Raw genomic sequence first — 17390 nt, 5'->3', positions numbered from 1 at the left:
TGTTCGAACAGCTGGACCTGCTCGGGTGGGCAGGCCTGGGGGCTGCGGTGCGGGCGGGAGCTGCGGTCGAGCAAGCCATCGGGGCCTTCGTTGCGAAAGCGGGCCATCCACTTGTAGCCGGTGCGCAGGCTCACGCCTGCGGCTTCGCTGGCTTGGCGCATCGTCCAGTTCTGCTGGAGCACTCTGTCGACCAGAAGGGCTCGACCTGCGCGGGTCAATCGCGCATGCTTATGACTGTTCATCCGGTGTCCTGTCCTGAGTTGCTGGGGCCTGGTAACCACAGCTTCCCAGGTCGGGCCTGGATGAACAACCTATTGAGACATCACAGCTAGCGGCGGCCAGAACCGCGCCTCACGCCATCGACCACGCGAAGACGGCCAGCGCGATGAACACCGTCTCCCCGAGCAGCAGCACGACGGGCCGCCAGCTCAGCTGCAGCAGGTCGGAGAAGTGCGTCTTGATGCCCGCGGCGCCGATCGCCGCGACCAGCAGCCAGCGCGAGGTCTCGTCGGCCACCGCCGCGGTGGCGGGGCCGATCACGCCCAGGGACGTGAGTGCCACGAAGAACAGGAACCACAGCAGGAACGGCGGAACGGCCGGGATGCGCGAGCCCACCGGCGCGCCCGGGCGGCCGCGGTAGAGCAGGGCGATGGTGGCCACGATGGGCACCAGCATCGCCACGCGGAAGAGTTTCACGATGGTGGCGGTCTCGCCCGCCTGGGGGCCGAGGATCAGCCCGGCGGCCACCACCTGGGCGATGTCATGGATGGTGCCGCCCAGGAAGATGCCGGCCGCCCGCGGTGAGGCGTGCACGGCGCTGAGCAGCAGCGGATAGAGCACCATCGCGAGCGTGGACAGCAGCGTCACCCCGACCACGGCGAGCAGGGTGAAGCGCTCGTTCTCTTTCGTGGGGGGGAGGGCGGCCGCCACCGCGAGCGCGGCCGAGGCGCCGCAGATGCCGACGGAGCAGCCGGAGATCACGCCCTCTTCGCGCGGGCGCCGCATGACGGCGGCCAGAAACACCCCGAAAAGAATGGTCGCCATCACCGAGCAGGCGATGCCGATGCCCGTGGCCGCTCCCAGGCTGGCCACCTGGCCCACCGTGATGCGCGCGCCGAGCAGCGCCACGCCGCAGCGCAGCCCCGTGCGGGCGCAGAACGCCACGCCGGCCGCCACGCGCGGCACCCCGGCCAGGAAATTGCAGGCCAGCCCGATCAGCAGTGCGTAGAGCAGTTGCGGGCCGCCGTGGTGCTCCGCGATGAAGGTGGCGGCGAGCGCGATCACGGCGCACACGAGCAGGCCGGGCCACAAGGCGAGGGTGCGGGCTGCCGCCGGGCCGAGACCGGTCCGCCAGCGGAGAAAGCCGCCGGAAGGCGTTCCATATGTCTTCATGGAGAATGAGCATATGTTTTTCGCATAAAGCAAAAAACAGATAATTCGGTTCACCATGAACCAAAAAACAGGTCAATCGCCGGACCGGCTCCACCTGACGCTCCGGCACCTGGAGGTGTTTCTGGCGACCGCGCACGATGGGTCCACGCGGGCCGCCGCGGAGCGCATCGCCCGCTCGCAATCGGCCGCCAGCAGCGCGCTGGTGGAACTGGAGTCGCTGCTGGGCGCAGCATTGTTCGATCGCGTGGGGCGTCGCCTGGTGCTCAACGAGAACGGCCGCGCCTTCCTGCCGCGGGCCGCATCCCTGGTGGAGGCGGCCGGGGAACTGGAGCACCTCTTCCAGGGCCAGCATGCCGCTCCCCTGCGGGTGGCCGCCAGCATGACCATCGGCGAACACATCCTTCCTGCCCTGCTGGCCCGCTGGAAGATGTCGCATCCCCAGAGCGCGGTGCAGTTGCAGATCGCGAACACCACGGGCGTGCTGGCCGCCGTGGCGGCTTTCGACGCCGACATCGGTTTCATCGAGGGGCCGCAGACGCATGCCGACCTGGTGGTGCGCGAGTGGATGACCGACGAGATGGTGATCGTGGCGGCACCGGGCCATCCCCTCGCGCAAAAGCCGTCGGCCACCCGGGCCGCCCTGCGCGCCGCCCGCTGGGCCCTGCGCGAGCGCGGCTCCGGCACGCGCGAGGCCGCCGACCGCTGGCTGCTGGCGCAGCTCGGGCAGGTGCGGATCGACTTCGAGCTGGGCACGCCCGAAGCGGTCAAGGCCCTGGTGGCCGCGGGGGACGCGCTGGCGCTGCTGCCCCGCCACAGCGTGGACTCCGCCCTGGCCCGCGGCGACCTGGTGGAACTGCCGACCACGCTGCCTCGCGCGACCCGCACGCTGGCGGTGGTGACGCACCGGGAGCGGACGCTGGGGGCGGGGGGCGAGGCGTTTTTGCGGTATTGCTTCGGCGGAGGCGCCTCGAAAAACGGTGATGCGTAGCTCTCCGTCCCCCGGGCTCTCCCTTACTTTCCTGCCGGTCCCTGGAACGTCTTCGTGCTGTACAGGTCCCGCGGCAACCGCTTGAGCGTCGGCAACCCCGTCGTCCCGTCCTTCCCCTGCTTTTCGATGTAGCTGAAGAACACATCCGCATCCAGCACGCCGATGTCCAGCCGCCGCGCCGCAGGCACGGCCGCCAGCGTCTTGTACCCATCGCCGCCCGTGGCGTTGAAGCTCAACACGAAGAGCTTGTACGTCTTCGTCGCATTGAGCGGCTCCCAGGCGCCCGAGGCGGCGTTGCGCACTTCGATGCCGGACACGCGCTGGCCGGCCGCGGCGGCGGCATTCACGTCGAAGCGCAGGCCGCCGGTGTAGGGGTAGGGGCCGGTGGAGCCGCCGGTGCCGAAGACGGCTTCCATGCCGTCTTCCAGCATGGCCTTCACTTCCGTGCCGGTCACGTCCAGGCGGAAGAGCATGTTGCCGAAGGGCAGTACCTGGATGACCTGGGCGGCCGAGACGGTGCCCTGCAGGGGGATGCGCACGCCGCCGCCGCTTTGCAGCGAGATGTCGGCGCCGCCGTAACGTGCGTTGGCCACGTCGAGATACGCCTGGGCGACGAGTTGCTGGATGTCGCCGCCGCGCGCGCTCACGCTGCCTTCGGCGTTGCAGGCGGCGCTGGAGCGGCTGTAGTCGGTGGAGCCGGCGCCGCCGGGCACGCGGCGGGAGCACAGTTCCTCGGGCGCCACGGCGACCTGGGTGCGGTTGAAGACGGTCACGCGGTCCTTGAAGGGCTGCAGGGTGGCGGTGGCCGCGGCGGAGGGCTGGATCACGCGCAGGAAGCCGGTGGCGGCCACGCTGGCCTGCAGGGCCTTGGCTTCCGCATCCGTCGGGGCCTTGCCGCCGATGGTGAAGTTGTCGCCGATGAGCACGTGCGGGGTGCCGGCGCACTGGGTGACGTTGCCGTCGGCATCGAAGTTCACCTTCAGCTCGCCCACCACCTGGGCGTATTCCCAGGCCTGGACGATGCAGACGGTGCGACCGTCCTTGTCGGTGGTGCGCGTCGGGTAGGCACCGCCGGGCGTGCCCACGCCGGTGGCCTTGAGCGCGTCCGGGCCGAGCAGGGTGTGCGAGTCGCCGCCCACCACCACGTCCACGCCGGAAAGCTTCGGCACGATCTGGCGGTCGGCGTCGTAGCCGATGTGGCTCATCAGCACGATCTTGTTGATGCCCTGGCCGCGCAGGCGGTCGATCTCGCGCTGGGCGGCGGTGGCTTCGTCCTCGAAGGTGGTGTCCGGGTCGGGGCTGGAGGAGGCCTTGGTCTTGCCGGCGATGGTGAGGCCGACGATGCCGATTTTCTGGCCGCCGCGCTCGACGATGGTGGAAGCCTGGACGGCATCCGGGGCCTTGGCGGCATTGAGCGCGGAGCTGGCGCCGAAGCGCACGTTGGCGCTCAGGGCCGGCGTCTTGCAGCTGCCCTTGCGCAGCAGGTCCAGGAAGTTCTTGAGGCCCGTGTCGCCCTTGTCGAATTCGTGGTTGCCGAGGGTGAAGGCGTCGAAGCAGACGGTGTTCATCATGGCCGCGTCGGCTTCGCCGTCCGCACCGGCGCGGTTGAAATACAGGGTGCCGGTCAGGGCGTCGCCCGCGTGCAGCTTGAGCACGTTGGGCGCGCGCCTGGAAAGTTCGTCGATCGCCGCGGTGACGCGCGGGAAGCCACCCGCGTCCACGGCCACGGCGACCGGAGCGGAGCCGCCCGTGGAGAGCTGCAGGGTCCTGGACTTCGACTCCAGCGTGGAGTGGTGGTCATTGACGTGCAGGATGGTGAGTTCCATCGGCTCGCCGCCACCCGATCCGCCGCCGCAGGCCGCCGCCAGCGCTGCCGCCGCCACCGCGGCAGCGCGCCATGCGAGGCAGCGCACGTTCTTTCCCTTGCTTCTCCACACGTCGGCCATCATGGCGCTCTCCTTACTGCTTGTGACAAAAGTCCGCATCCTTGCGGCGCGGCGTGACAGAACGATGAATGGGGAGGCGGAGCGGGTGGTTTGGGCACGATTTGCCGCCGGGTGTGGTGGAGGCGGCGGACGGGTGCCGGGTGGCCGGAGTGCAGGCACACTCCGGCTGTCGCAGCGATTTTTCGTACGCCATGGCCGCGCTTTCTCCTTCTTCCTCGCCCGATTCTTCCGCCGCTTTCCGGGATACCGGGTCTCCCGCCATCCTCTGCACGGTGGACGTGGTGCTGCTGACGCTGAGGGGCGGGGTATTGCATGCCGTGCTGCTGCGGCGGGCCGATGGGCCGCATGCGGGCGGCTGGGCGCTGCCGGGCGGCTTCATCCACGCGCAGGAGGACGCCACGGCATGGGACGCGGCGGCCCGCGTGCTGCGCGAGAAGACGGGCATCGCCAGTCCCTACCTGGAGCAGCTGGCGACCTATTCCGGGGCGCAGCGCGATCCGCGCGGCTGGTCCGTCTCCATTGTCTATTGCGCGCTGGTGCCGGCGGAGCTGCTGCCGGAGGACAGCGAGCGGCTGCAGGCCGCGCCCGTGGGCGCGCTGCCGGCGCTGGCTTTCGACCATGCGGACATGGTGGCGCTGGCGGTGTCGCGGGTGCGGTCCAAGAGCCAGTATTCGTCGCTGCCGGTGTATTTCTGCGGGGAGCGCATGACGCTGCCGCGGCTGCAGGCGGTGTACGAGGCGGTGCTGGGCGAGCCGGTGAACAAGGTGAGCTTCCGCCGCAAGATCGACGAGCTGGGCATGCTGGAGCCGGTGGACGGGCTGATGGAGTCCGGCGCGGCGCACCGGCCGGCGCAGGTGTACCGGCTGCGGGAGGAGTTCCGGCGGACCCTGTCCGTGGTGCCGCGGGGGCTGAATAGTTGAAGCCTGTTCAAGGTTGTCCCCCGGTGGTGCGGGGGCGTGCCGGCCTTCCTAGAATGCGGGCACGATGTCCGCCGGCGTGTCCCCGTCCCCTTCCTCCGCGATGCCCTTCCCCGTGCCGGTGCGCACGGAGTGCCCGCCCGGCGCCTGCAATTGCGACCTGCAGGCGATGCTCGCGGCGCCGGATGCGGACCGCCGGGTGCTGCGGCTCACGCGCGACGAAGAGAAACGCCTCGTGCAGCGCCTGGAGAACATCGAGAGCCTGGCGGACCTGCGGCGCATCGAGGGCCGGCTGGAGGAGCAGCTGGGCATCCGCCTGAGCATCTCGCAGGGGGCGAGCGAGGTGCGCACGCTGCGCGGCATCGCGATCCTGGTGCACGAGCAGCGCGGGCTGTGCCGCAAGACGCGGCAGGCGATCGCGGCGGCCATCCGCCGGGGGATGGAGCGGCGGCCGGAGATCGCCTTCGCGCTGCTGGACGAGGGCGGGCTGTTCGGCTGAAGCCGGGCGGCGTGCTCCCGGTGGCGCGTCCTTGCGTGCAATTCCCCGTGCGAGCGCGGCCTCGCGGTCGCTCCTACACTCGGCCGTTCCTGACTCCTCAACCCCTACAACCAGGACCCAGAACCATGGAATTGCTCGACGTGCTGCAGTGGCGCTACGCCACGAAGAAGATGGACCCCGCCCGCGCCGTGCCGCAGGACAAGGTGGACCGCATCGTGGAGGCGGCCCGGCTGGCGCCCACGTCCAGCGGCCTGCAGCCGTTCGAGATCATCGTGGTGACGAACCCCGAAGTGCGCGCCCGCATCCGCGAGGTGGCGTGGAACCAGGCGCAGGTGACGGACGGCTCGCACCTGCTGGTGTTCGCGGCGTGGGACGACTACACGGCCGAGCGCATCAACGCGATGTTCGACTACACCAACGAGGTGCGGGGCTTCCGCAACGAAGGCTGGGAGAACTACCGCAACATGCTGCTGGGCTCGTACCCGCAGCGCGGCGCGGAGGTGAACTTCCAGCATGCCGCGCGGCAGGCCTACATCGGCTTCGGCGCGGCGATCATCGCCGCGGCGGCCGAGCAGGTGGACAGCACGCCCATGGAGGGCTTCCAGCCCGAGGCGGTGGACGAGATCCTGGGCCTGCGCGCACGCGGCCTGCGCAGCGTGCTGCTGCTGCCGCTGGGCTACCGCCAGCCCGAGGGCGACTGGCTGGTGAACCTGGAGAAGGTGCGCCGGCCGCGGGAGGAATTCGTTTCCGAAGTGCGCTGAACCTCTGACGAAGTCGGCGGCAGCGTCGGCGGCATGTGGTGCCGCCGTCGTTGCCGCGGCACGGTCAGAACAGCCGCCGCACCAGCGCGATCAGCGCCAGCGCCAGTCCGGCGAGCACGGCCACGGCGCGCAGCGCCCGCTCGCGGTGCTGGCGCCAGTGCGCGTTCAATCCCATCTCCTGCACCACCTGGGGCACGCGGCCATGCATCAGGTCGTGCACCAGGCCTTCGAGCACGTTGATGCGGTCGGCCACCAACAGCAGCAGCCAGTGGCGCACGTCGCTCTCGCTCAGGCGGAAGGCCAGCCGGCGCAGCATGCCGCTCGCGCCCGAGGGAGGCACGGTGGTGCCGAAAACCGGCGTGAGCCCGGGGCGCTCGATGGAGTGCAGCACTTCCACCGTGGGGATCTGGGCCGCGGGCTTGTCCCACGGCACGTCGATGCGCGGCGGTGTGCGCTCGCGCGGCACGGCGGGGCGGTCCTCGCGGCGCAGGTCCGCGCCCCAGCCGGGAATGTTCGCGGCATCGGCGCGGGCGCGCGGTCCCGGCGGGGTGGCATCTATGTGGATGGTGGCGGTGGTCATGCGGGTGTCCTTTCGGGGTAGCGGCTTCGGAGGGCGAGCTCAGGCGGCGGAGGGCACGATCACGGGCTTGATGCAGCCGTCCAGCTTGCTCGAGAAGGTGTGGTAGGCCTCGGCGATGTCCTCCAGCGCGAAGCGGTGGGTGATGATCTCGCGGGGCTTGAGGCGCCCGGCCTGGATGTGCTCGATGAGCCGGGGCAGGTGGCGCTTCACGCTCGCCTGGTTCATGCGCAGCGTCAGTCCCTTGTTCACGGCATTGCCGATGGGCACGGCGTTGAAGGTGGGGCCGTACACGCCGACGATCGATACGGTGCCGCCCTTGCGCACGGAGTTGATGCACCAGTGCAGCACCGTGGCCGCGCCGCCCTGCAGTTTCAGGCGCACGCCCGTCAGGGATTGCGCGAACGATCCCGCGGCCTCGCAGCCCACGGCATCGATGCAGACGTCGGGCCCCAGGCCGTCGGTCATGCGCTTGAGGTGCACGGCCATGTCGCGCACGCTCTTGAAGTCCACGGTTTCGCAGGGCGCGTACTGGCGCACGAAGTCGAGCCGGTATTCCACGTGGTCCACCACGATCACGCGCCCGGCGCCGAGCAGCCAGGCGCTGCGCGCCGCGAAGATGCCCACGGGCCCCGCGCCGAACACCACGACGGTGTCGCCCTCCTGGATGTCGCCCATCTCCGCGGCCTGGTAGCCGGTGGGCAGCGCGTCGGTGAGCAGCACGGCGTCGTCCAGGTCGATGTCGGAGGGGATGACCTGCGGGCCGACGTCCGCCAGGGGGACGCGCACGTACTCGGCCTGGCCGCCGTCGTAGCCGCCGGTGGTGTGCGAGTAGCCGTAGATGCCGCCCACGGCCGTGGCCTCGGGGTTGGTGTTGTGGCAGTTGCTGTAGAGCTCCTTCTGGCAGAAGTAGCACGATCCGCAGAAGATGTTGAAGGGCACCAGCACGTGGTCGCCGGGTTTCAGGTTGCGCACCGAGGGGCCGACGGCTTCGACCACGCCGGTGAACTCGTGGCCGAAGGTGGTGCCCACGCGCGTGTCGGGTACGAGGCCGTGGTAGAGGTGCAGGTCCGAGCCGCAGATGCACGCGCGCGTGACGCGCACGATGGCATCGTTGGGATGTTCGATGTCGGGCTCGGCCTTGTGCGACGCGCGCACGCGGTAGGGGCCGCGGTAGTTCATTGCCAGCATGGAGGGGTCTGCCTTTCGCGAAGTCGGCGGCGCGAAAAAAATCCGCGCTCCGGTGCATCTTCCGGAGCGCGTGCGCGGCGGTGGTGTAGGACGGGCGCACGCTTACGAAATCGTGCAGAACTGCAGCTGAAGGCCGTCCGCCGACGGCCTGCGTCCTTGCGCGCAATGGCAATGGTGGTGGAGCTGGCGGAAGTCAGACGGTCATGGCGGCTGCGGGCTCCGCAGTGCCCTGGCCGCTCCACGGCGCGAGTGCCTGCACGATGCGCTCCGCGCCGGCGCCATAGAGCATGGTGAAGTGGTTGCCCGGGATGCGCACGCGGGGCGCGCGCAGAAGGCGTGCCGTGGTGCCGGCGCCGTCGTCGGTGAGCATGGGAATGCCCATCCAGAAAGGCTCCGCGGCCTGCGCGAGCAGGGCCGGCACCTGCACACGGGCGGCGCAGTCGCGCCATTCGCGCTGCGCCATGCTCTGCACGTGCAGCGAGGCGATGTGTGCGGTGCCCGACCGTGCGGCGGTGGTGTAGATGCCCGGCGCGACGGGCGCGAGGTCGGCCTCCACGAAGCCCTGCATCGCGGCGTGCCACGGCTGCGAAAATGATGCCGGGCGCACGACCGCATCGCGGTAGGCCTGCACCGAGGGGTACAGCCCGTCGAGCCGGATGGCCGCCATGGCCGCCAGCGCGGGCGCGGCCGGATGCATGTCGGCCGCCGCATCGAGCAGCGCGAGGTGGCTGACGCGCGCGGGCGCGCGGTCCGTGGCGTAGAGCGCTGCCAGCCCGCCGAAGGAGTGGCCGCAGAGCGCGGCGGAGCCGATGCCGAAGTGATCCAGCCAGGCGAGCAGGTGGCGCAGCCCGTCGGCGAGCGACAACTGCGTGAACGCGGTTTCCGATTGCCCCCGGCCGCACATCTCCGGCACCAGTACGCGAAAGTGGTCCGCAAGGCCGGCGAGGATGAGCCCGTCGAAGATGCGGGCGTTGCCGGTCAGCGAATGCAGCAGCACGAGCGGCGGGCCATCGCCGGGATATTCGATGCAATGCAGCGAAAGGCCGTCGATGCGCAGACGGTGCGAGACGGCGTGGCGGGGAGGGTCCATGGGCATGGGGTGCGAAGTGTTTTCCGGAAGCGGGAAGGGGAGTGCCGGCATGCGTGCCGGCACACGGCGTGGGCGCGCGCCCAGCCGGTCACCCTAGCGTGCAGGCCACCGCCGCGTTGCGCGGATCAGGCGCCGTCCTACGCGTGGCGTCCGGCCGCGTCGTCCGCCCGCGACGCGGGCATGCGCTCCGCGTCGTCCGCGAGGTCGGCCGGCGTGTCCACGTCCCGCACGATGCCCGGGTCGGCCACGGCGATGGCGCGCGCGGCATCCCAGTCGATGCGGTGCGCGGCCGCCTGCGCGCCCGAGGCCTGCGCGAGGGATGCGAAGTACCTTCGCGGAATGCCGCGCGGGTTGCCGGGCCTGCCCTGCCAGAGCGGCAGCGCTGGCGAACCAGGGTGCTGCACCAGGGCGTCGCGCAGCGCCGCCAGCGTGCCCTCGCGCACCCAGGGCATGTCCGCCAGGCCCACCACCACGGCCTGCAGGCGGGGCTGCGCCAGCGCCCATTGCATGGCCGCGGCCAGCGAGGTGCCCTGACCTTCTCGGCAGCGCCCGTTCGGCACGGCGTCGAGCCCGAGGCGGGCGCAGAGTTCCAGGCCGAAGTCATCATGGGGCGGCAGCACCACGGCGGTCCGCGCGAAGATGCGCGCGAAGGATCCGGCCACGGCGGCGAGCATCGGCGTGCCGTCCGTCAGCAGGGCGCGGCGCTTGTCGCTGCCGAAACGCGACGACGCGCCGGCGGCGAGGATGACGCCGGCCACCGAGGGTGCGGCCCGCGTCTCCGCTTGCCCGTCGGAAACGGTGGAGGAAGGTCGCAGGCCGGATGGGGGCACGGAAGGCATGGCCGCAGCATACGGCGCGGCGCGGCCTCGCGCCACCATGGCGGCGGACGCGGCCCAACGAAGCGGTTCTGGCGACGCCGCTCCAGGCCGACCATGGGCGCGCGATCTTCCTACAGGTCCCGCCGCACCTGCCGACGACACTGTTTTCGTCCACCGGCCGTGAAGGAAGCGAGATGTCATCCAGCCACCCCACGTCGGTCGCCCGCGCCAGCGGTCCGGCCGAATCCGCCGTGTCGATCCATGCGGTGCGCCTGCACGTGAACGGAACGCCACAGCACCTCGATATTCCCTGCTGGGTCACGCTGCTCGACACACTGCGCGACCTGCTGCAGCTCACCGGCACCAAGAAAGGCTGCGACCACGGTCAGTGCGGCGCCTGCACGGTGCTGGTGGACGGGCAGCGCATCAACAGCTGCCTCACGCTCGCCGTGATGCACGACGGCGCGCACATCACCACCGTCGAGGGCCTCGCGGACCTGCGGGGCGGGGCGGGTACGGGGAGCGATGCCGGTGCGGCGTCCGGGGATGCCCGGCACGAGGCGGATGCGCTGCACCCGTTGCAGCAGGCCTTCATCGACCACGATGCATTCCAGTGCGGCTACTGCACGCCGGGGCAATTGTGTTCCGCCGCGGGCCTGCTCAACGAAGGCGGCGTGCGCACGGCCGACGACATCCGCGAGCGCATGAGCGGCAACCTGTGCCGCTGCGGCGCGTATCCGCAGATCGTGCAGGCCGTCGCCGAAGTGGCGGGGGTGCCGCTGCGCGGCCCCGCGCGGCCCTCTGCGCACGAAGCGCAGGCCACGCCACGGCCCCGGCCGGCACCAGCCGGGGAGGGCGCGGCATGAGGGGCTTCGACTACGTGCCGGCGGTGGACGCCGAGATGGCGCTCGCCACCATGCCGCAGGGCACGCACCACGCGAGCGAGCGGGCGCTGCCCGCGAAGTTCATCGCCGGCGGCACCAACCTCATCGACCTGATGAAGGAAAGCGTGATGCGGCCGCGCCGCCTCGTGGACGTGGGGCGCCTGCCGTTCGCCGACATCGAGGAGACCGGGGGCGGCGGCGTGCGCCTGGGGGCGCTGGCCCGCAATGCCGCCACCGCGAAGCATCCGCTGGTGCGCGAGCGCTATCCGCTGCTCGCGGCCGCCATCCTCGCCGGGGCCTCGCCGCAGATCCGCAACATGGCCACCAACGGCGGCAACCTGCTGCAGCGCACGCGCTGCCACTACTTCTACGACGTGGCCGTGCCGTGCAACAAGCGCGAGCCGGGCACGGGCTGCCCCGCGCGCGACGGGCTGGCACGCCAATTGGCGATCCTGGGCACGAGCGACCAGTGCATCGCCACGCACCCGTCCGACATGTGCGTGGCCCTCGCGGCACTGGAGGCCGTGGTGCACGTGCGCTCCCCCCGTGGCGAGCACACGATCCCGTTCTCGGATTTCCACCGGCTGCCGGGCAGCGAGCCCGACCGTGACACGGTGCTGGCGAGCGACGAACTCATCACCCATATCGTCCTGCCGGCGCAGGGATTCGCGCGGCACGGCGCCTACCTGAAGGTGCGCGACCGCGCCTCGTATGCGTTCGCGCTGGTGTCGGTCGCGGCGGGGCTGGACCTGGGCGAGGACGGCCGCGTCCGCGCGGCGCGCATCGCCGTGGGCGGCGTGGCCCACAAGCCCTGGCGCGTGCCGGAGGCCGAGGACGCCCTGGCGGGCCGCGAGCCCACGGCCGAGGCCTTCGCGCAGGCGTCCGAGCGGCTGCTGCGGGGCGCACGCGGCCACGGCACGCCCGGTGGCCCGGGCGACAACCGCTTCAAGATCGAACTGGCCCGGCGGGCCATCGTGCGCGCGCTGGAGATGGCGCGTGACGGCGAACTCACCAACACCGGCGAACTGGGCGCCGGACACGTACAGGACGCGCAGCCATGAACGCACCGATGCCGAACGAAGCGGCGGACCGCGCACAGGCGGGACAGCAGCCCCGCGCCGATGCCGGCACCGGGCCGGTGAAACTGGGCATGCCGGTCTCGCGCGTGGACGGCCGCCTGAAGGTGACGGGCCAGGCCCGCTATGCGGCCGAGCACCATGCGGAGGGCATGGCCTTCGGCGTGGTGGTCAACAGCAGCATCGCCAAAGGCCGCATCCTGCGCATGCACCTCGACCGTGCCCGCGCGGTGCCGGGCGTGCTGGACGTCATCACGCACGAGAACCGCCCGAAGGTCCGCTCGATGGACCTGTTCTACAAGGACATGACGGCGCCCGGCGGCTCGCCGTTCAAGCCGCTGCTGGACGACGTGGTGCGCTACAGCGGCCAACCCGTCGCGCTGGTGGTGGCCTGCACGTTCGAGGCGGCGCGCTGCGCGGCCTCGCTGGTGGAGATCGACTACGAGGTGGAACGCCACGAGACGCACCTGCTGCGCCACCTGGGCCGCGCGCGCGACCCCAGCCGCATGAAGGCCGGCTATTCGCCGCCGCCGAAGCCGCGCGGCGATGCCGACGGCGCCTTCGAGCGCGCGCCCGTGAAGATCGAGGCCGAGTACTACAGCGGCGTGGAGCACCACAACCCGATGGAGATGCATGCCTCCACCGTGCTGCGCGCCGAGGATGGCCACCTCACCATCTACGACAAGACGCAGAGCCCGCAGAACAGCCGCTGGCTGGTCTCGCGCGTATTCGGCCTGGGCGAGGACGAGGTCACGGTGCGCAACCCGTTCGTCGGCGGCGCCTTCGGATCCGGACTGCGTCCGCAGTACCAGCTCGTGCTCGCCGTGATGGCGGCGCTGCATCTGCAGTGCTCGGTGCGCGTGGTGCTCACGCGCCAGCAGATGTTCACCTTCGGCCACCGGCCCGAGACCTGGCAGCGCCTGAAGCTCGCGGCCGACCGGGACGGCACGCTGCGCGCCATCGTGCACGAGGCCGTCGCGGAGACGTCGCGCATGGAAGACTACGTGGAGGTGGTGGTGAACTGGTCCGGCCAGCTCTACCGCTGCGACAACGTGCGGCTCGGCTATCGGCTGGTGCCGCTCGACCAGTACACGCCGCTGGACATGCGCGCGCCCGGCGCCGCGCACGGCGTGCATGCGCTCGAAGTGGCCATGGACGAGCTCGCTTACGAACTGCGCATGGACCCGCTCGCGCTGCGCCTGAAGAACTACGCCGACCGCGACGCTTCGAAGGACCTCCCGTTCTCCACCAAGGAGCTGCGTGCGTGCTACGGCCTGGGCGCGGCCCGCTTCGGCTGGGACGGCCGGCCGGTCGAGCCGCGCTCGATGCGCGAAGGCCGCGAACTCGTGGGCTGGGGCATGGCCACCGGCACCTGGGATGCGATGCAGATGTTCGCCAGGGTGCGTGCGGTGCTGCATGCCGACGGCCGCCTGGAGGTGAGCAGTGCGGCGTCGGACATCGGCACCGGCACGTACACGGTGATGTCGATGATCGCGGCCGAGGCGATGGGCCTGCCGCTCGAGCGCGTGACCTTCCGCCTGGGCGACTCCACGCTGCCGGTGGCGCCGATCGAAGGCGGCTCGTCCCACGTGGCCACCGTCGGCTCGGCGGTGGAGGGCGCCTGCGAGAAGCTGCGCCGCCTGCTGTGGGCGCTGGCGCAGCGCACGCGCGGCTCGGGCTTCGAGCGCACGCTGCTGCGCGACGTGGAGTTCGTGGACGGCTGCCTGCGCCGCCGCGGCGCGCCCGCGCATGATCGCGGCATGGCGCTCACCGACATCCTCGCCGCCCAGGGGCGCTCGCAGGTCGAGGCCCGCTACCTGCTGCTGCCCAACGTGCTCCGGCAGAAGAACTACGTGCGCGCCACGCATTCGGCGGTGTTCTGCGAGGTGAAGGTGGACGAGGAACTCGGCACCGTGCGCGTGACCCGCGTGGTGAGCGCGATCGCTGCGGGCCGCATCCTGAGCGCCAAGACGGCGCACAGCCAGATCACCGGCGGGGTGGTGTGGGGCATCAGCCAGGCGCTGCACGAAGAGACGCAGACCGACCACGCGCTGGGACGGTTCATGAACCACAACTACGCCGAATACCACGTGGCCTCGAACGCCGACACGCCGCCCATCGACGCGATCTTCGTGCAGGAGGACGACCGCATCGTGAGCCGCCTGGGCGCCAAGGGCGTGGGCGAGATCGGCATCGTGGGCGTGGCCGCGGCCGTGTGCAACGCGATCTTCCACGCCACGGGCCGGCGCGTGCGCTCCACGCCGATGACGCCCGACAAGGTGATGCGGCCCGCGCCCGACGCGCCGCCCAAGCCCATGGAACACGTGCCCGCCGGCGTGGCGGCGCAGGCGATGGACGCACCGCAGTGACGCACGACTCCGCACCCGAACTGCGCGTGGCCCGCGCACTGCACGGCTGGCGCACCGCCGGCCGCCACGCGGTGCTCGCCACCGTGCTGCGCACCTGGGGCTCGTCGCCGCGGCCCGTGGGCTCCTGGATGGCGCTGCGCGACGATGGCCTGATCGAAGGCTCGGTGTCCGGCGGCTGCATCGAGGACGACCTGCTGCGGCGCTGCCTGCCGGGGGCCGCGCAGTGGTCCGGGCGCGCTCCGGAGCGTGTGCGCTACGGGCTCACCGCCGACGAGGCGCACCGCTTCGGCCTGCCGTGCGGCGGCACGCTGGAGCTGCTGCTCGAATACGACCCCGAGCCGCTGTGGCTGCAGCGCCTCGTGCAGTGGCTGCAGGAGCGCCGCGTGGTGTGGCGGCACCTGCGCTGCGCGGACGGCGCGGTGACGCTTTCCACCGAAAACCTCGCCGCGCCCGTGCAGGGCGCGCTTACGCTTCTCGACCATGGCGACACGCTGGCGCAGCGCCTGGGGCCCTCGCACCGCATGCTGCTGATCGGTGCGGGCGCCCTCGCCGAATGCCTGGCCTCCATGGCGATGCCCTGCGGCTTCGCGGTGGCAGTGTGCGACCCGCGCGAGGAGCACCGGCAGGGCTGGAACCTGCCCGGCGCGGAACTCGTGGACGGCATGCCCGACGATGCCGTGCTGGCGATGGGAATGGATGCGCGCACCTGCGTCATCGCGCTCACCCACGACCCGAAACTCGACGATCTCGCGCTGCTGGAAGCCCTGCAGGGCGACGCGTTCTACGTGGGCGCGATCGGGTCGGCCGCCACCACGGCGGCGCGGAGGCAGCGGCTGCGCGAGCATTTCGGCATCGGCGAGGACGCGCTCGCGCGCCTGCGCGGGCCGATCGGCCTGGCGATCGGCAGCCGCACGCCGCCGGAGATCGCCGTGAGCGTGCTGGCCGAGGTGCTCGCCGCGAAGAACGGTGCCATGCTGCCCGCCGCGTCGCGCATGACCGAGGCCGCGCTCATCCATGGCGATGCCGCCGCGGGCGCGGCCTGCGGCCGGACACTCCACGGTGGCGCAGCGGCCGCCTGACGCGGGCGCGGCGCATGCGCCGATGGGACCGTAGGAGGGGGCCGACCGGGAGGGGGGCCACGCACCGATGGAGTGCAGCCCCATCGTGGGGAACCATGGGGCATACGCCATCCGGTACCCCATCATGAGAACCTCCACGCTGATCGCCCCCACGCCCGACGCCGCGGACCACCGTCCTGCTCCCCGACGAACACCAACGCACGCACCCGTGCGCGCCCCGGAAGGGCCCCGCCAGTCGCTGCACACCGCGCTGCACCAGACAGCTCCCACGCCCGAGGCACGGCGCCAGGGCGCCGCGCTGCTGCGCGATACGCTGGCGCGCGCCGACCTGCCGCGGGCCACGCTGCCCGAACGCCCTGAGGATCTGCACGACTGGATGGCCGCGAGCCACGCCGCCGTGTCGGCGCAATACGGCGAATACCTGGCCGCGCGGCGCGCGGGCGAAGGCCGGCGGTACTTTCGCAACCGTGCGCATGCGCTGCACTTCCTGCGGGCCGTGGCCCCGACGAAGCTGGTGGATGGCAGCTGGCTCTACGGCGTGCTGCGCCACGCGCGCAATCCGCGCATGGCCGAACTGGTGCGCACCTACCTGGAAGAACTCGGCGACGGCGCTCCCGACAAGAACCACGTGCTGCTCTACCGCCAGCTGCTGTCGCGCTACGGCCTGTCGCAAGGGCCCGCGCTGCCCGACGCGCTCTACGAGCAGGGCGCGGTACAGCTCGCTTTGGCCTGGAACGCGGAAGAGTTCCTGCCCGAAGTCATCGGCTTCAACCTGGGCTACGAACAGCTCCCGCTGCACCTGCTGATCACCTCGTACGAACTCAACGAGCTCGGCATCGATCCGTACTATTTCACGCTGCACGTGACGGTGGACAACGCCGACACCGGCCATGCACGCCAGGCCTGCGACGCCGTGCTGGCCCTGCTGCCGCGCCATGGCGATCCGCAGGCCTTCTGGCAACGCGTGCGCGACGGCGCGCGCCTGGGCGATGTGGGCGTGGGCACCACTCGCGTGATCGCGGACTTCGACATCCGCGCCGAAGTGGTTCGCATCTTCCAGGCCAAGTGCGGCGCCGGCCAGGGCATGCACTCGGACTACTGCAAGGTGGCCGGCCGCAGCGTGAACGATTGGCTGTCGGCGCCCGAGGGCATGGACGCGTTCCTGGAAGCGCTGGTACAGGCGAACTGGATCCGGCCCGGCCGGCCGGTGGCGGAAAGCCGCTTCTGGGGCCTGCTGCAGGGATCGCGCTCGGAAATGTTCGGCGTGTTCTCGCCCTACGAGCTGCAGGTGATCCACGACTGGATCCGCGGCGAGGAGGCGAGTGCCGACGGCCAGGCCTTCTTCGAGCCCGCTGCCGCCAATGAGACGCGGCGCCGCCCCACCTTCCGCGCGCTGCAGCGCGCGCGCAAGAGCGATGCGGGCGCGGCAGGATCGGCGGACGTGCTCGATCCGGACCTGGTGGCCTTCAAGGAACGCCTGGCCGCGCTGGATGCCGACGCGCAGTTCGATGCCCTGGTGGACGCGATGTCGCCGTCGGAGCACTGGACGCCGGTGGGGCTGTACGCCACGCGCCGCTTCGTGGCATCGCATCCCTGACAAAAAATTATTTATACCAAACCAAACCAAATCAAAGACTTTTGGAAGCAAAAAATCATTTCAATCTGCTTTTCAAGCAGTTTATTGAAAACTATGATCCGGCCGTTCCAACTTGACTCTGCAGCAACGAGAGGGCTGCAGCCATAACAATGACACGCCGCGTCACCATCCGGACGCCCCTGGGAGAGCAGCTGCAATTCCGGCAG

The 17390-nt window shown here is 71.0% G+C and carries 17 protein-coding genes; 9 read left to right on the top strand and 8 right to left on the bottom strand.

The window, feature by feature from the left end:
* Both BLR99_RS21665 and BLR99_RS21660 read right to left on the bottom strand, forming a co-directional pair.
* Nucleotides 1-242 (bottom strand): leucine zipper domain-containing protein (locus tag BLR99_RS21665; RefSeq protein ID WP_139160162.1); only part of this gene is annotated, 242 nt, incomplete at its 3' end.
* 109 nt (nucleotides 243-351) lie between these two features.
* Nucleotides 352-1392, bottom strand: coding sequence for a YeiH family protein (locus tag BLR99_RS21660; protein ID WP_011797052.1), 1041 nt, complete (start codon nucleotides 1390-1392; stop codon nucleotides 352-354).
* 55 nt (nucleotides 1393-1447) lie between these two features.
* On the opposite strand from BLR99_RS21660, the gene BLR99_RS21655 reads away from it, so the two are divergent.
* Complete coding sequence (locus tag BLR99_RS21655; protein WP_011797051.1) at nucleotides 1448-2380, top strand: LysR family transcriptional regulator; 933 nt, start codon at nucleotides 1448-1450, stop codon at nucleotides 2378-2380.
* A gap of 23 nt (nucleotides 2381-2403) precedes the next feature.
* Here the strand turns inward: BLR99_RS21655 and BLR99_RS21650 are convergent, their stop codons facing one another.
* The gene (locus BLR99_RS21650) at nucleotides 2404-4329 is read right to left on the bottom strand and encodes a bifunctional metallophosphatase/5'-nucleotidase (protein ID WP_011797050.1); all 1926 of its coding nucleotides are present in this window, start codon (nucleotides 4327-4329) and stop codon (nucleotides 2404-2406) included.
* A gap of 188 nt (nucleotides 4330-4517) precedes the next feature.
* Here BLR99_RS21650 and BLR99_RS21645 point away from each other — a divergent pair, with 188 nt between their 5' ends.
* From BLR99_RS21645 to BLR99_RS21635, 3 genes are all read left to right on the top strand, one after another.
* Nucleotides 4518-5246, top strand: a complete 729-nt coding sequence (locus BLR99_RS21645; protein ID WP_011797049.1) for an NUDIX hydrolase — start codon at nucleotides 4518-4520, stop codon at nucleotides 5244-5246.
* Between the two features lie 64 nt (nucleotides 5247-5310).
* Nucleotides 5311-5742: a hypothetical protein gene (locus BLR99_RS21640; protein ID WP_041827579.1), complete on the top strand. Its 432-nt coding sequence runs from the start codon at nucleotides 5311-5313 to the stop codon at nucleotides 5740-5742.
* Nucleotides 5743-5867: 125 nt separating this feature from the next.
* The gene (locus tag BLR99_RS21635; RefSeq protein WP_011797047.1) at nucleotides 5868-6503 is read left to right on the top strand and encodes an NAD(P)H-dependent oxidoreductase; all 636 of its coding nucleotides are present in this window, start codon (nucleotides 5868-5870) and stop codon (nucleotides 6501-6503) included.
* Nucleotides 6504-6567: 64 nt separating this feature from the next.
* Here the strand turns inward: BLR99_RS21635 and BLR99_RS21630 are convergent, their stop codons facing one another.
* The 4 genes from BLR99_RS21630 to BLR99_RS21615 form a co-directional block, all read right to left on the bottom strand.
* Complete coding sequence (locus BLR99_RS21630; protein WP_011797046.1) at nucleotides 6568-7083, bottom strand: hypothetical protein; 516 nt, start codon at nucleotides 7081-7083, stop codon at nucleotides 6568-6570.
* Between the two features lie 39 nt (nucleotides 7084-7122).
* The gene (locus BLR99_RS21625; protein WP_011797045.1) at nucleotides 7123-8271 is read right to left on the bottom strand and encodes a zinc-dependent alcohol dehydrogenase; all 1149 of its coding nucleotides are present in this window, start codon (nucleotides 8269-8271) and stop codon (nucleotides 7123-7125) included.
* 193 nt (nucleotides 8272-8464) lie between these two features.
* Nucleotides 8465-9361 carry an alpha/beta fold hydrolase gene (locus tag BLR99_RS21620; protein WP_157774164.1) on the bottom strand — a complete coding sequence of 299 codons (897 nt, stop codon included), beginning with the start codon at nucleotides 9359-9361 and terminating at the stop codon, nucleotides 8465-8467.
* Nucleotides 9362-9498: 137 nt separating this feature from the next.
* Nucleotides 9499-10200 (bottom strand): nucleotidyltransferase family protein, encoded by a 702-nt coding sequence (locus BLR99_RS21615; RefSeq protein WP_011797043.1) that lies wholly within the window; start codon nucleotides 10198-10200, stop codon nucleotides 9499-9501.
* Between the two features lie 173 nt (nucleotides 10201-10373).
* Here BLR99_RS21615 and BLR99_RS21610 point away from each other — a divergent pair, with 173 nt between their 5' ends.
* The 5 genes from BLR99_RS21610 to BLR99_RS21590 all read left to right on the top strand — a co-directional run bounded on the left by BLR99_RS21610 (nucleotide 10374) and on the right by BLR99_RS21590 (nucleotide 17184).
* The gene (locus BLR99_RS21610; protein ID WP_011797042.1) at nucleotides 10374-11045 is read left to right on the top strand and encodes a (2Fe-2S)-binding protein; all 672 of its coding nucleotides are present in this window, start codon (nucleotides 10374-10376) and stop codon (nucleotides 11043-11045) included.
* Nucleotides 11042-12124, top strand: coding sequence for an FAD binding domain-containing protein (locus tag BLR99_RS21605; RefSeq protein ID WP_011797041.1), 1083 nt, complete (start codon nucleotides 11042-11044; stop codon nucleotides 12122-12124). Before BLR99_RS21610 ends, BLR99_RS21605 begins: the two co-directional genes overlap by 4 nt.
* A complete protein-coding gene (locus BLR99_RS21600) occupies nucleotides 12121-14508 on the top strand; it encodes a xanthine dehydrogenase family protein molybdopterin-binding subunit (RefSeq protein ID WP_011797040.1) in 2388 nt (795 codons plus the stop codon). The genes BLR99_RS21605 and BLR99_RS21600 overlap by 4 nt, the downstream gene beginning before the upstream one ends.
* Nucleotides 14505-15587: an XdhC family protein gene (locus tag BLR99_RS21595; protein ID WP_011797039.1), complete on the top strand. Its 1083-nt coding sequence runs from the start codon at nucleotides 14505-14507 to the stop codon at nucleotides 15585-15587. The genes BLR99_RS21600 and BLR99_RS21595 overlap by 4 nt, the downstream gene beginning before the upstream one ends.
* A 124-nt stretch (nucleotides 15588-15711) precedes the next feature.
* Entirely contained in the window at nucleotides 15712-17184 is a 1473-nt protein-coding gene (locus BLR99_RS21590) for an iron-containing redox enzyme family protein (protein ID WP_011797038.1), read from the top strand.
* 11 nt (nucleotides 17185-17195) lie between these two features.
* Here the strand turns inward: BLR99_RS21590 and BLR99_RS23310 are convergent.
* On the bottom strand, nucleotides 17196-17390 hold a 195-nt coding region (locus tag BLR99_RS23310), incomplete at its 5' end, for a hypothetical protein (RefSeq protein ID WP_211481590.1).

Source organism: Paracidovorax citrulli (assembly GCF_900100305.1).
Taxonomy (GTDB): domain Bacteria; phylum Pseudomonadota; class Gammaproteobacteria; order Burkholderiales; family Burkholderiaceae_C; genus Paracidovorax; species Paracidovorax citrulli.
This window is presented reverse-complemented; position numbering and strand designations above follow the sequence as displayed.